Annotated in this window: 15 protein-coding genes and 2 tRNA genes; 8 read left to right on the forward strand and 9 right to left on the reverse strand. The window is 60.2% G+C overall.

Annotation, left to right across the window (positions count from 1 at the left end; translation table 11 throughout):
* The first annotated feature begins 93 nt into the window (after positions 1-93).
* Positions 94-936, forward strand: a complete 843-nt coding sequence (locus J7399_RS04860) for an isocitrate lyase/phosphoenolpyruvate mutase family protein (RefSeq protein ID WP_209084429.1) — start codon at positions 94-96, stop codon at positions 934-936.
* A 39-nt stretch (positions 937-975) separates the two neighbouring features.
* Here J7399_RS04860 and J7399_RS04865 read toward each other — a convergent pair whose 3' ends face one another.
* The gene (locus J7399_RS04865; RefSeq protein ID WP_209084430.1) at positions 976-1,827 is read right to left on the reverse strand and encodes a YHYH protein; all 852 of its coding nucleotides are present in this window, start codon (positions 1,825-1,827) and stop codon (positions 976-978) included.
* Between the two features lie 77 nt (positions 1,828-1,904).
* Positions 1,905-2,255 carry a hypothetical protein gene (locus tag J7399_RS04870; protein WP_209078613.1) on the reverse strand — a complete coding sequence of 117 codons (351 nt, stop codon included), beginning with the start codon at positions 2,253-2,255 and terminating at the stop codon, positions 1,905-1,907.
* A gap of 151 nt (positions 2,256-2,406) precedes the next feature.
* On the opposite strand from J7399_RS04870, the gene J7399_RS04875 reads away from it, so the two are divergent.
* A tRNA-Gly gene (locus tag J7399_RS04875) sits at positions 2,407-2,481 on the forward strand.
* A 179-nt stretch (positions 2,482-2,660) separates the two neighbouring features.
* Positions 2,661-2,735 (forward strand) — tRNA-Gly (locus J7399_RS04880).
* A 66-nt stretch (positions 2,736-2,801) separates the two neighbouring features.
* On the opposite strand, the gene J7399_RS04885 is transcribed toward J7399_RS04880, so the two are convergent.
* From J7399_RS04885 to J7399_RS04895, 3 genes are all read right to left on the reverse strand, one after another.
* Entirely contained in the window at positions 2,802-4,151 is a 1,350-nt protein-coding gene (locus J7399_RS04885; RefSeq protein WP_209084431.1) for an 8-oxoguanine deaminase, read from the reverse strand.
* A gap of 159 nt (positions 4,152-4,310) precedes the next feature.
* Positions 4,311-5,105 (reverse strand): histidinol-phosphatase, encoded by a 795-nt coding sequence (gene hisN / locus J7399_RS04890; protein ID WP_209084432.1) that lies wholly within the window; start codon positions 5,103-5,105, stop codon positions 4,311-4,313.
* Positions 5,106-5,162: 57 nt separating this feature from the next.
* A complete protein-coding gene (locus J7399_RS04895; RefSeq protein WP_209065176.1) occupies positions 5,163-5,531 on the reverse strand; it encodes a helix-turn-helix transcriptional regulator in 369 nt (122 codons plus the stop codon).
* 331 nt (positions 5,532-5,862) lie between these two features.
* Between J7399_RS04895 and J7399_RS04900 the strand changes: the two genes are divergently transcribed.
* Positions 5,863-6,825: an NADPH:quinone oxidoreductase family protein gene (locus J7399_RS04900; protein WP_209084433.1), complete on the forward strand. Its 963-nt coding sequence runs from the start codon at positions 5,863-5,865 to the stop codon at positions 6,823-6,825.
* Here J7399_RS04900 and J7399_RS04905 read toward each other — a convergent pair.
* Complete coding sequence (locus tag J7399_RS04905; protein WP_209078609.1) at positions 6,818-7,711, reverse strand: LysR family transcriptional regulator; 894 nt, start codon at positions 7,709-7,711, stop codon at positions 6,818-6,820. The two genes, J7399_RS04900 and J7399_RS04905, sit on opposite strands and share 8 nt — an antisense overlap.
* 160 nt (positions 7,712-7,871) lie before the next feature.
* Between J7399_RS04905 and J7399_RS04910 the strand changes: the two genes are divergently transcribed.
* On the forward strand, positions 7,872-8,081 hold the full coding sequence (locus J7399_RS04910) for a DUF1127 domain-containing protein (RefSeq protein ID WP_209078608.1): 210 nt from the start codon (positions 7,872-7,874) through the stop codon (positions 8,079-8,081).
* Between the two features lie 360 nt (positions 8,082-8,441).
* A complete protein-coding gene (locus tag J7399_RS04915) occupies positions 8,442-9,218 on the forward strand; it encodes a Bax inhibitor-1/YccA family protein (RefSeq protein ID WP_209065180.1) in 777 nt (258 codons plus the stop codon).
* A gap of 74 nt (positions 9,219-9,292) precedes the next feature.
* On the opposite strand, the gene J7399_RS04920 is transcribed toward J7399_RS04915, so the two are convergent.
* Positions 9,293-9,820 carry a GNAT family N-acetyltransferase gene (locus J7399_RS04920; protein WP_209084434.1) on the reverse strand — a complete coding sequence of 176 codons (528 nt, stop codon included), beginning with the start codon at positions 9,818-9,820 and terminating at the stop codon, positions 9,293-9,295.
* A gap of 109 nt (positions 9,821-9,929) precedes the next feature.
* Positions 9,930-10,097, reverse strand: coding sequence for a 50S ribosomal protein L33 (gene rpmG, locus J7399_RS04925; protein WP_007814563.1), 168 nt, complete (start codon positions 10,095-10,097; stop codon positions 9,930-9,932).
* Positions 10,098-10,317: 220 nt separating this feature from the next.
* Between rpmG and J7399_RS04930 the strand changes: the two genes are divergently transcribed.
* Positions 10,318-11,349, forward strand: a complete 1,032-nt coding sequence (locus J7399_RS04930) for an alkane 1-monooxygenase (protein ID WP_209084436.1) — start codon at positions 10,318-10,320, stop codon at positions 11,347-11,349.
* Between the two features lie 39 nt (positions 11,350-11,388).
* Complete coding sequence (locus J7399_RS04935; RefSeq protein WP_209084438.1) at positions 11,389-11,796, forward strand: hypothetical protein; 408 nt, start codon at positions 11,389-11,391, stop codon at positions 11,794-11,796.
* A gap of 3 nt (positions 11,797-11,799) precedes the next feature.
* Here the strand turns inward: J7399_RS04935 and xseA are convergent, their stop codons facing one another.
* A complete protein-coding gene (gene xseA, locus J7399_RS04940; protein ID WP_209065184.1) occupies positions 11,800-13,338 on the reverse strand; it encodes an exodeoxyribonuclease VII large subunit in 1,539 nt (512 codons plus the stop codon).
* Positions 13,339-13,380 lie beyond the last annotated feature (42 nt).

Consider the following 13,380-nt stretch of genomic DNA (forward strand, 5'->3'; position numbering starts at 1 on the left):
TGGTCCAAGAAAACAGTGGTTTTTGAGGCGCGCTGCGCAAAGACTGGCACAATCAAAAGACGACAAAAATGCTTTGCGAGGGGGGATCGCGCCATGACACGTGCCGAGAAATTTTCCAAGTTTCGCCAACTACATAGCCGCGAGGGGGCCTTTGTGATGCCCAATCCTTGGGATGCGGGCACGGCGCGGCTGTTTGCGGATGTGGGCTTTGAGGCGCTGGCGACCACCAGTGCGGGCTGCGCGGTGTCGGCCGGATTGCGCGATGGGGCCGCGGCGGTCACGCGGGCGCGGCTTTTGCAGAATGCGCGCGAGATTGTGGCGGCAACCGCGTTGCCGGTCTCCGCAGATCTGGAAGATGGATTCGGCCTCACCCCCGAGACCTGTGCGGAGACCATAGAGATGGCCGCTGAGGTGGGGCTTGTGGGTGGCTCGATCGAGGATGCGACCGGCGGGCCGGAGGGCGGCGTGCATGAGATCGCGCTGGCGGCAGAGCGGGTGCGCGCGGCGGCAGAGGCGGCCAAGGGGCGGCATTTCCTGCTGACCGGTCGGGCAGAGAATTACCTCTGGGACCGTCCGGACCTCAACGACACGATTGCGCGGCTGCAGGCCTATGAGGAGGCCGGGGCGGATGTGCTTTATGCGCCGGGGTTGCCGGATCTGGAGGCGATCCGCACGGTTTGCGCCGAGGTGGGCAAACCTGTGAATGTGGTCATGGGGCTGCGCCCGCCGTTTTATTCGGTGCAGGAGCTGGCGGAGGCCGGGGTGAAGCGGATCAGCGTGGGCGGCTCGCTGGTGCGGCTGGCCTATGAGACCCTGCAGAAAGCCACGGCAGAGATTTTGCGCACCGGACGGTTTGATTATGCAGAGGGTTTGATGCCGGGGGCAGAGTTGATGGGCCTCATGCGGGATGCGCCGCTTGAGCGGCGGGACGGGTGAGCAGAGGCACGAAGCCCCTGCCCACCCTTAAGCGCATGATCAGCGTCGTTTGGAGAAACTGCTGTCAGCTTTGGCTTTGTGGCAGCGTGGAATGACCGGGAAGGTCTCGGTCAGGAAATAGGCGTAGGTGCCGTTTGGATATTCCGCCGTTTTGACAACAGCGCCGTTGCACTCATCCAGACTGCCAGCGCCTGCGACATAGGTGTAGTCCTGCACAAAGGTGCCGTCATGTTTGCCGCCGGGACCATCCGAACGGGTGCCAGACTTGAGACGATAAGAGCTTGTCATCTCGACCACTTTTCCGTTCACAGTTGCGGTGATCGCATAGATCGGAAAGCCATCAGCCGCATAGCCGACCAGCGGGGACGCGGCCTTGGAAGACCAGCCAAGGCTCTGCAAAAGGCCAATTGGCAAGCCGTGATAATGATACGCCCCTGTGGGCTGCACATGCGCGTAGTTGGCATCCAGACCAAGAGGCACCGCGCCGCCCAATGCCTCATATTGCCAGCCGGAGCGGCGGTTGCCCTGCCAGAACTCGGCGGCGCCGGGATCAAATGGCACGCCATTCACTGCGACGCCAAACAGGTTCCTCTCGTTGTAGGTGGCGCGGAAGCTGGCTTTGGGGGCCAAGGACACCGTGAAGCGATAGTTTTGTGCCCTGATGCTGTGCGGATTGCCGCGATTGGGGAAGCGGCCAACCTTATGCGCCGGAATGCCATTGGCAGCGATCACACGGCGGTTTCCCTCGGTGGTGATTGAGACTTGATTGCGCCCAGCAGATTGATTGGCCCGCGCCAGAGACAACGGCTCTGTGGTTGTTGCGGTATGTTTGCGCATTGGCGGGCGGCCCTGCGCTTCGCAATATGCAGCGCCGCCGATAAAAATGGTCATGGCCAACAAAGCCATCTTTAGATTCTCAAGTTGCGTTTGCCTGACCATGCCGGTTTCCTTTGTTCCTGTGGTGCGATTTAGAGTTTCACCACCACCGGCCCATGTCCTGCGTCGCCAAAATCCAGCATCAGGGTAAAAATGCCCGGAACGGGACCGGAGAACTGCAACGCAAGCGGCATATCCTCCAAAGCCCCTGAGGGGATTTGGGCCCAATAAGCGTTAAGCACTTCTGCGCCCTCAACACTTACGTCTTTCAGCATTGCGGTATGGGTGCCCTTGTTCAGCATTGTCAGCAGGAGATGTACGGTATTGTCGCGGCGTTTAATGACTTCGACACTGACAGATACCTGAGATGCGCCATGACCTTCATGTGCGAAGGCAAATCCTGGCGTGGCCAAAAGGCCCAAGATAAAATTACGTTTCTTCATAGGTTAACTGTGTGCCGACCGGAGGTGGAATTTTAAACTGAAACGTCGTGGAATTTGGATTCCGTCGCGAAAATGAACTTTTTTTGTCACAGGTGCATTTTCCACTTGCAGCCTTCGGTGAGTCTTTATATTTCACGCCTCACCCAAGGACGCGGGCGTAGCTCAGGGGTAGAGCATAACCTTGCCAAGGTTAGGGTCGTGAGTTCGAATCTCATCGCCCGCTCCAATTTCTCCCAATCGGGAGTGCTGAAGAAGGCGCGGATTTATCCGCGCCTTTTCGCGTTTCCGGGCCAAATTTTCGCAAAATCACCGTCTGAAAAATTATCTGCGCCGCGGCGCATTTTTCTCACTTTTTGCTCTTGCAGTCCCCCGGTGGGATCGCTAAATCACGGCCATCCAAACGGTGCGGGCGTAGCTCAGGGGTAGAGCATAACCTTGCCAAGGTTAGGGTCGGGCGTTCGAATCGCCTCGCCCGCTCCAATTGGACAGCCAAAAAGGCGCGAAGGTTTTTCCTTCGCGCCTTTTGCTTTTCACACACTCATAGAATTACGGCGCGAGCGCGCGGGCCAGTTGGTTCTGACGCTGTATGGCGCTTTGCAGATCAATCGTAGTGATCTGGCCGTCGCGCACAATCTGGCGGCCTTCGACAAAGAGATCGCGCACGGTGGTCGGCCCGGCCAGAAGAATCGCCGCAGGATCCCAGCTGCCCGCGCTTTCGATGCCGGACACATCCCAGAGCGCCAGATCGGCGCGTTTGCCGACAGCGATCTGGCCACAATCCGGACGGCCCAGCACCTCTGCCCCGCCGCGCGTGGCAATTTCCAGCGCCTCGCGCGCACTCATTGCATCCGCACCATTGGCGACACGCTGCAGCAACATGGCCTGACGCGCCTCAAGCACCAGATTGCCCGCATCGTTTGAGGCGGAACCATCGACGCCAAGACCAACCGGTACGCCGGCGTCGCGCATGGCGCGCACTGGTGCAATGCCACTGCCAAGGCGGCAGTTGGAACACGGGCAATGGGCCACGCCGGTTTTGGTGCGGGCAAAGAGCGCGATTTCGGAAGCGTCCAGCTTCACACAATGGGCGTGCCAGACATCCTCGCCGACCCAACCAAGCTCTTCGGCGTATTGCCCCGGACGGCACCCGAAGTTTTCCAGTGAATAGGCGATGTCTTCTTCGTTTTCGGCCAGATGGGTGTGCAACATCACGCCTTTGTCGCGCGCGAGCAGCGCCGCATCGCGCATCAGCTCACGACTGACCGAGAAAGGCGAGCACGGGGCCACGCCAACGCGCAGCATACTGCCCTCGGCAGCGTCATGGTGGGTGTCGATCAGGCGAATGGCGTCTTTGAGAATGGCGTCTTCGCGCTCCACCAGCGCATCGGGTGGCAGACCGCCGTCACTTTCGCCAATACTCATGGCGCCACGCGTGGGGTGAAAGCGCATCCCTAGGCTTTGCGCAGCGGCGATGGTGTCATCCAGACGTGCGCCATTCGGGTAAAGATAAAGGTGATCAGAGGTCAGGGTGCAGCCCGAAAGGGCCAGCTCGGCCAGACCAACCTGCGCGGAGACATACATCTCCTCAGGGCCAAAGCGGGACCAGATCGGATAGAGCGTTTTGAGCCAGCCAAAAAGCAGCGCATCCTGCCCGCCCAGCACAGCGCGGGTGAGGGTCTGGTAAAGATGGTGGTGGGTGTTCACGAGGCCCGGCGTGATCACGCAATCTTGGGCAAAGACCACCTCTTCCCCATCAGCGGCCACAAGATCTGGGCCGATCTCAGCAACCACCCCGTCCCGAATGCGAATGTCCTGCCCTGCCAGCTCGCGGCGGGTGTCATCCATCGTCAGGATGGTCTGGGCGGATTTGATCAGATAGCGGCTGTTTGCCGACATGTGCACACTCCTTTGGCCATTTCAGTGGCCCGATTCGGTGCAAGGTCTGAGGCATGGCGACAGAAAGCGGGCAAAGGACTCGTCATGCGCCACGACCCTAACGGCTGTGGCGCATCGGTTTCAAGCCTGAGAAAGCAAGCGGGAGGTGACGCCGCAGCGTCAGCCTGCTGACAAGAGCGCAAGCGCCTGTTCATGAAGCACTTTATTGGAGGCCGCGAGCACCTGACCACCCTCATGCGCAGGGCCCCCCTGCCAATTGGTGACGATGCCGCCTGCAGCCTCGATTACGGCAATCGGCCCCTGAATGTCATAGGCATTGAGGCCTGCCTCAATCACCAGATCGACCTGACCGGCAGCCAGCAGCGCGTAGGCGTAGCAATCCATGCCGTAGCGGGTGAGTTTGACTTCAGGCACGACACGCTCAAAGGCGGCGCGCTCTGCCGGGGTGCCCACTTCGGGGAAGGTGGTGAAGAGGATCGCCTCTGACAGCGCGGCGGTGGCGCGGGTTTTCAGCGGGGTGGTGCCATGCGGGCCATGGGCTTCGGCGACGCCAAAGCCACCTTTGAAGCGCTCCCCGATATAGGGCTGATCGACAATGCCAAAGATCGGGCCGGTCTCATCAGACACGGCGATCAGCACCCCCCATGTGGGCGTGCCGGAGATAAACCCGCGGGTGCCATCAATCGGATCGAGCACCCAGGTTAGACCGCTGGTGCCGGATTTCTCGCCAAATTCCTCGCCCAAGATCGCATCTTGCGGGCGCATCTGCGCAAGAACAGACCGCATGGCCTCTTCGGCCGCGCGGTCCGCTACAGTGACCGGGTCAAACCCGCCATCCAACTTGTTGTCCGCAGTGAGGGCGTGATGCCGAAAATGGGGAAGAATAGCCTGTCTTGCGGCATCGGCCATGGCGTCTGCCACGGCCATCAACTGCGTTTGGTCCTGTGGGGTCATTTGGGTCTTGCCTCCGCCCTGAATTCGCCCATTGGCTAACTCAGAGCGGGACCGGACTCAAGCGACGTCGCTGAGGACGCGCGCCAGCTCGAACAGGCGGCGGCGCTGGTTTTCCGGAATGGCGTAGTAGCTGCGGATCAGATCCAGCGCTTCTTTGTCCGCCATGATATCGGAAGGAACGGATTGAGTGGTGCCGTCCTCTTTGTCTGTTTCCAAGCCTTCGAAGAAAAAGCTCACAGGCACATCAAGTGCATCCGAGATGTCCCAAAGACGAGACGCGCTGACGCGGTTGGCGCCCGTTTCGTACTTCTGGATCTGCTGGAACTTGATACCAACCTGCTCGGCCAGCTGCTGCTGGGTCATCCCCGTCAGCCAGCGACGCTGCCGTATCTTCTTACCAACATGCACATCCACCGGGTGTGTCATGACTCGTCTCCTTCGAATAAAATTGCCAAGCCACAGACAATCCCTGAGCGGAAGCTCAGACGCGGCTCCAGTTAAATAGTGCAACTATCGCGCATCCCATTCGCGATTGTTTAAGCTTAACAGTTTTCCCCTTATAATCAAGGGATAGAATGTGTTGGTCTCCTAAACATAAAGGCGAACGGATGCCCAAAGGGGTAGGTCCATTCGGATAGGTATGGTGGTAAAATACTCTCATTACGTGATGTTTCATTCGAAATTACCCGTTTCCCAGCGTCAGCTTTGACTTGATTGTGAACCCATGTGAATGCTCGCCAAACAGAGGAGAAGAGACATGCGCGCCTTTCAGGTAGTTTCCCACGACACCGCCCCCCGTTTGGTGGACTTGCCCACGCCGGAACCCGCAGCCGGGCAGATTCGGGTGAAGATCCGCGCCTGCGCTCTGAACTTCGGTGATCTCCTTATGATCAAGGGCACCTATCAGGCGACCCCGCCGGTGCCTTTCACCCTTGGCATGGAAGTCGCAGGTGTTGTGGACGCGCTTGGCCCGGACACCAAAGGCCCTGCCATTGGCACACGTGTGCTGGTGTTTGGCGGCAGCGGCGGCCTGGCAGAGTTTGGCGTTTATGATGCGGCCAGCGCGGTGCCGATCCCGGATATGATGAGCTTTGAAGACGCAGCGGCCTTCCCTGTGGCCTATGGCACAAGCCATGTGGCGCTGGATTACCGTGCGCGTCTGCAGCCCGGTGAGAACCTGCTGGTGCTGGGCGCGGCGGGCGGTGTTGGCTTGACGGCGGTGGAGCTTGGCAAGCTGATGGGCGCCAATGTGATTGCCTGTGCGCGGGGGGCGGACAAGCTTGCGGTGGCGCAAAAGGCCGGGGCGGATCACCTGATTGATGCCACCGATGCGGACATTCGCGCGGAGGTCAAAGCGCTGGGTGGGGCTGATGTGGTTTATGACCCCGTCGGCGGCGAACAATTCAAAGCAGCCTTCCGCGCCTGCCGGCCAGAAGCACGCCTGTTGCCGATCGGCTTTGCATCCGGTGACATTCCACAGATCCCGGCAAACCACCTGCTGGTGAAAAACCTCACGGTGATGGGGCTCTATTGGGGCGGGTATCTGGCATTTAAACCAGAGGTGATTGTTGGCAGTATGAGAACCCTGTTTGGCTGGTACGGGGAAGGCAAGCTGTCCCCGCATGTGAGCCATGTTCTGCCGCTTGAGGAATCGGCAGAAGCCTATGAGCTGCTGCGCAGCCGCAAATCCACCGGCAAGGTGGTGGTGGCCATCAACTGACCACCCCAAGCCGCACCGGGTGTTCCACCTGCGCATGCATGGGCTGGAACCCTTTGCGAATGAGATTGGCCAATTGGGCGATGACGTCGCCCTTGGCCTGATCCGCCCCATACATATTGATGTGCTGCTCCCCGAGATCGGGCAGCGATCCGCCGTGGTCGATCACCTCCAGATGGCGCGGCTCAGTGCCAAGCAGCATCTCCCCAATCCCCAGATCAGCGGTGATCGTCGCCTCAACGGTGCGATCAGAATCTGTCTCAAGTGCTGAATCCCATTCGATCCCCGCGCGATCCAGCGCCGCAATGGCGCGCGGACGGAAGAGACAGTGGCGGGCAGAGGCAAACTGAATGGGGCGTCGGCGCCAGCTGGCCCCGCCAGGCGCACCGATCCAGACCAAAGGCAGGGTGCAAAGCCCCTCTGCCCCGTCCGGCGTGCTGGATTCCGTGGTCAGGATCAGATCAATCTCGCCCTTCTCAAACATCTGCTTGAGCTCCAGCGTGTAGGAGGAGACCAGATTGACCTTCACACGTGGAAAGGCGCTGCTGAATTGCTGCATCACGCGCGGAATAGCTGGGTAGACAATATCGTGTGGCACGCCAAGCGTCACCGTGCCCTCAAATTCGTCATGGGACAGGCGGCGCATGATTTCATCGTTCAGGGTCACCATCCGGCGGGCATAGCCAAGCATCTGCTCTCCGTCCGGCGTCAGCGCGATCCCGCGGCCTGAGCGGTCCAGCAAAGCGACACCGATCAGTTCTTCAAGGCGCTTGAGCTGCATCGACACCGCCGATTGCGTGAGATGCAGAAAGCCTGCGGCCTTGGTGACGCCGCCCATATCGGCCACAGCCACAAAACTGCGCAACGTGGTTACATCAAGATTTCGCATGCCATTCCCCCTATAAATCACAGATTCCGATATATCATCAGAATCTGTGATGCAATACCTCACAAACATTCGCTTTCAAGATATACTCCACCTCCCATATACATCAAGTAATTTGATGCAGAGCACGAAATCAATCGCAATTTAAGAAAGGAGCGACTCAATGGCCTTCATCACCACCTCCGCAGCTGCCTCCGGCACATCCAAATCCGTTTTCTCCCGCGTCGCGAAAGTGTTTGCCGTGCGCCGTCAGCGCCGCCAGCTTGCACAGCTCGACAAAGCCGCGCTGTTTGACATGGGGCTGACCGAAGCCGATGTGCAGGCAGAGCTGAAACGGTCGGCTTGGGATGTGCCCGCGCATTGGAAAGGCTGACCTTTAAACCGGCACCGAGAACATCTGGCACCCTTTGGGCCTTGCCCCATTTCGCCAGATCCGCCCCTCACACAGGGCGCATCATCACAACGCTGTGAGCGCAAAACAGCCCTGTGCTTTGCGCTCACAGAGGCTAACCTCCGCCAGCTAGGGCCGAATCCACGCTCGAGACGGAAAGCACGCCACGCAGGCCAGCAAACCGCAGGCCCCGCTTATTAAAAAAGCACCGCAAAAATGCGTCGGATTTCCGCGTCTCTGACACCGGAAATCCTTGAATTCGCTTCAATGCTCACCGATATTTAGGACGGACATCCCGGCAACAGCCGTTGTGGGGAGGGAACGTATTATTCGGAGGCTGAGATGGCTGAATTTGAAACACTGCGCGGCGCTGTTGGCGCACGTTCAGCGGAAATTGACGCGGGCCTGCGCGCCCATATGAACAAAGTCTACGGCACAATGTCCGTGGGCATGCTGATCACCTTTGCGGCGGCATGGGCCATTTCCGGTCTGGCCGTGACCACGGATCCTTCCGGTGCGACCGCGCAGATCAGCGCTGACAAATATCTGACCTCTTTCGGCTATGCGATCTATGGCTCCCCGCTTAAGTGGGTGATCATGTTTGCGCCGCTGCTGTTTGTCTTTGGCTTTGGCGCCGCGATCAACCGCATGTCCGCCTCTGCGGCACAGCTGGTGTTCTACGTATTCGCAGCCGTGATGGGCCTGTCGATCAGCTCGATCTTCCTGGTGTTCACCGGCGAATCCATCATTCAGGTCTTCCTGATCACCGCCATCGCCTTTGCGGGCCTGTCGCTCTATGGCTACACCACAAAGCGTGACCTTGGCCCCATCGGCACCTTCCTGATCATGGGTCTGATCGGCCTGATCATCGCGTCCATCGTGAACATCTTCCTGGCGTCTTCCGCTATGGCGTTTGCGATCTCTGTGATCGGCGTTCTGATCTTCGCTGGCCTGACCGCCTATGACACGCAGAACATCAAGAACACCTATCTCGCACATGCCCACCACGGCGACAGCGAATGGCTGAGCAAATCCGCCATCATGGGGTCCCTGAGCCTGTATCTGAACTTCATCAACATGTTCATGATGCTGCTGCAGCTGTTCGGCAACCGCGAGTAAGCCGAGCGACAGCTCAAATAGAAGGACCGGTCACAGCGACCGGCCCTTTTCTTTTGCCCGAAGATGATCGCGCGTTACGCCAACGCAGGGTCCGCCAGTTTGCGGGTCATCTGGATCGCGGGGAAATGCACGCCCGGCGCCAGTGTGAGCTCGACCTCAGCGGCCTCCTGAAAGCCCATAGAGGCGTAGAAATCGCGCGCGGTGTAGGTACTGAGGCAGCTCATCTGGCGCATGCCGTGGGCCTCTGCGGAAGCGAGCGTCACGTCAATCAGCGCACGGGCCACGCCACGACGCAGCCAGTCAGGCCGCGTGGCCACATGGCGCACATGTCCAAGGTCGATGCCGCTGACACCCCGCGAAGGCGACAGATCGGTCCAGCCCCCTGCCCCGACGATGGCGTCGGTCTCTGCACATTCTGCAAGGAAGTAGGTGCCGCAGGCCAAGAGCGATCCGCGTGCCCGCGTGATCAGGGGCAGCGCATCTTGCAACACATCAGCGCTGTAATCATTGGGCAGCAGATCCGGGTAGGACTGGCCAAACAGCGCGGTCACGGCCTGACGGTCGTCAAGCGTGGCGGGGCGGATAAAGAATGGGTGGGGCATTGGGGACCCTCCTGAAGGAAACAGTTTTTTTCTTTCAGGCGCGGCTCCCCTAAAGCAAAAAACCGCGCCTGGTGTGGCGCGGCTTTTGCATGTGTCTCAGAGGGGGATCTTACTTGATCTTGCCTTCTTTGTACTCGACATGCTTGCGCACCACCGGGTCGTATTTGCGTACGACCATCTTTTCGGTCATGGTACGTGCGTTTTTCTTGGTCACGTAGAAATGGCCCGTGCCCGCGGTCGAGTTCAGACGGATCTTGATGGTCGTCGGCTTCGCCATTGTGCTTCTCCTGCGCCGGGGTACAGCTACCCCGTGAAAATCTCTTGAAGCCCGCCTTTTACTGATGGTCTGGCCTGAGTCAATGGGCTTTCCCGAGAATCCTCAAAGAAAGTTGGGCTGCGCGGAAAATTCCCACCCAGAACGGCTTTGCAGCCCGTCAACGAATGGGTAATTTCGCGCAGTTACAGAGGGCGCGCGCTCTTTGATGGGGAAAGATGACATGGTTTGGTTCTGGATCGCAACAACGATTCCCGTGGTCCTGCTGGCGATGGCCGGGATGCTGGGCGGCCTGTGGGCGGTGGCGGCACTGGTTTACATGGGTACGCTGGTGCATGTGATGGACCGTCTGGTGAGCGGCGCGGCGGCGAAGGTCGGTGCAGATGGTGAATTCCCCTCAGGTCTGCGACTGTCCCTGTTGCTGGGCGTGCTGCATTTTCCGCTGATGGCCATAGGCGTTGCGGCGCTGGCCGGGATCACGGACTTGAGCCACGGGGCCAGGATCTGTGTCTTCATTGCCTTTGGGCTGTTCTTTGGACAGGTCAGCAACGCCAACGCCCATGAGCTGATCCACAAGCCTGCGCAGCTGCCGCGTCTGATTGGCATGTGGGTCTATATCTCGCTGCTGTTTGGGCATCACACGTCAGCGCACACCAAGGTGCATCACGTCTGGGTGGCCACCAACAAAGACCCCAATTCGGCGCGCGATGGCGAGAGCTTTTATCACTTCTGGCCGCGCGCCTGGCTGGGCTCTTTCCGGGCCGGGCTGCGGGCGGAGACCGACATGCGCGCCAGAGCCAAGGGCCGCGCCAAGGGGATGCACCCCTATGTGGCCTATGTGGCGGGGGGCGCGCTGATGCTGGCCTTGGCGGCGATCTATGCCGGCCCCAAGGGGGCGATCGCCTATATTGGGCTGGCGAGTTACAGCACCATGCAGCTTTTGCTGTCTGATTATGTACAGCACTACGGCCTGCGGCGCACCAAGAGGGCCAATGGCAAGCCCGAACCCGTGGGGCCGCAGCACAGCTGGAATGCGCCGCAGCTCTACACCTCGGCTCTGATGCTCAATGCGCCGCGCCATTCCGATCACCATATGACCCCGACACGCGATTATCCGGCGCTGCGGCTCGACCGCCACGAAATGCCCATCCTGCCGCACTCTCTGCCGCTGATGGCCACGCTGGCGCTTTGGCCGCGCATGTGGCGGCGGGTAATGGACCCGCGCGTGGCAAAACTGCGCGCAACACGGCATTGAGACTGGATTGGGCAGCGGTTGTCAGGCAGCATTGCTTTCATGAAACGCCTTGCCCTGATCGCCACCGCCTTCTCCCTTGCCCTGCCCCACACCGCGCAGGCGCAAAGCGCCATGTCAGGCGCGGAATTTGAAGCCTATGTCACCGGCAAGACGCTGTTCTTTGAGGCGGACGGGCAGCGCTATGGCGTGGAGGAATATCTGCCCAACCGCCGTGTGCGCTGGTCCTTTCTGGACGGGCAATGCAAAGAGGGTGAGTGGTTTGAGCAGGGCGCGCAGATCTGCTTTGTCTATGAGGACAATCCCAGCCCGCAATGCTGGAGCTTTTTTGAAAGCGCGCGCGGGCTGACCGCCACGTTTGAGAATGAGCCAAATGGCACGGTGCTCTATGAGATCGACCCGGCAGCGGGTGAAGAGATGCTGTGCCTTGGCCCGGAGGTGGGTGTGTAGTGTTTAAAACAAGCTGCCCTGCTCCGGCGTGTCAGGCTTCTTGGGTTTTGGCTTGGCCGCAGCTTTTGGCACGGGTTTGACCGGCTCAGCCGCTGTTGCGGATGTGGGCGCTGCAGTCCCCTCGCCCACGGTGACACGCCCGTCTGCAAACTCGATCTCAAGCGATTTGGCCGCACTGGCGGCGGCGGAGGTTTTCACCAGTGCCCCATCGCCGCGCACCACGGCATAGCCGCGCTCAAGTGTGGCGGTGTAGCTCAGGGTTTCGCGCATGCGATCCAGCGAGGCCAGACGGTCCTTCAGGGTTTGCACCTGACGGGTGCCTGCATCGGTCAAGCGGCGCGACAGCTCTGTGACCTTCTCGCGGCGGCGGGTGATGTCGCGCTGCAAGCCAACTGGCGTGAGGCGGTCCGCACGACGGCCCAGCGCTTCGCGGCGGTTTTCAATCATGCGGGTCAGGGTGGAAGCGCGCAGGCTGCCGGATTTCTCAGAAAGTGTCACGCGGCGGGTTTGCACACCGGCTTGCAGCGCGCGGGGCAATGCGTCTGCCGCCGCATCCAGCCGCTGGCGCGGGGTTTGCAGCAGCATATCGGCACGCGGCAGAGCGCGGGAAAGATCGCGCAGGCGCTGATCGCGTTGGCGCAGCCCTTGCTCCAGACCGCGTGTGAGGCGTGCGCCCTGTTCTTCTACCCAAGCCAGCAGCTCCAGCCGCACAGGCACAGCAAGTTCGGCGGCGGCGGTCGGCGTGGGCGCGCGTTTGTCAGACACAAAGTCGATCAGCGTCGTATCCGTTTCGTGGCCCACGGCGGAGATCAGCGGAATGTCAGAATCTGCGGCGGCGCGGGCCACCACCTCTTCGTTGAAGCCCCAGAGGTCTTCGATACTGCCCCCGCCCCGCGCAACGATAATCAGGTCGGGGCGTGGCATGGCACCACCGGGGGTGAGCTTGTTGAAGCCCTCAATCGCGTTGGCAACCTGCGGCGCGCATTGCTCGCCCTGCACGGCAACCGGCCAGATCAGCACCTTGCGCGGGAAACGATCGCGCAGACGGTGGAGAATGTCGCGGATCACCGCGCCACTGGGCGAAGTCACCACGCCAATGATTTCTGGCAGATAAGGCAGCGGCTTTTTGCGCTCAGGTGCAAACAGGCCCTCGGCCTGTAGCATCGCCTTGCGCTTTTCCAGCATCGCCATGAGCGCGCCAACGCCCGCAGGCTTCAGATCCTCGATCACCAACTGGTATTTGGATTGGCCCGGAAAGGTGGTGAGCCGCCCGGTGGCGACCACTTCCATGCCTTCTTCGGGCCGGGTGGAGATGCGCGCGGCGACGCCTTTCCACATCACGGCGGCAATCACCGAGCGGTCGTCTTTCAGATCAAGATAGACATGGCCTGAGCGGGGAAAAGACACGCGGCCAATCTCGCCTTTGATGCGGACATGGGCGAACTCGCCCTCGATCATGCGTTTGATCGCGCCGGAGAGCTCTGAGACGCTGAATTCCGGGGCGTTTTCGCCTTCTCTTGGATCGTCGATGAGGTCAGACATGGGGCGGCGGCTCAGTTCTCTTGTTTCCTGCGTCGACGCACC

It is taken from the genome of Shimia sp. R9_1, from assembly GCF_017743775.1.
GTDB lineage: Bacteria > Pseudomonadota > Alphaproteobacteria > Rhodobacterales > Rhodobacteraceae > Shimia.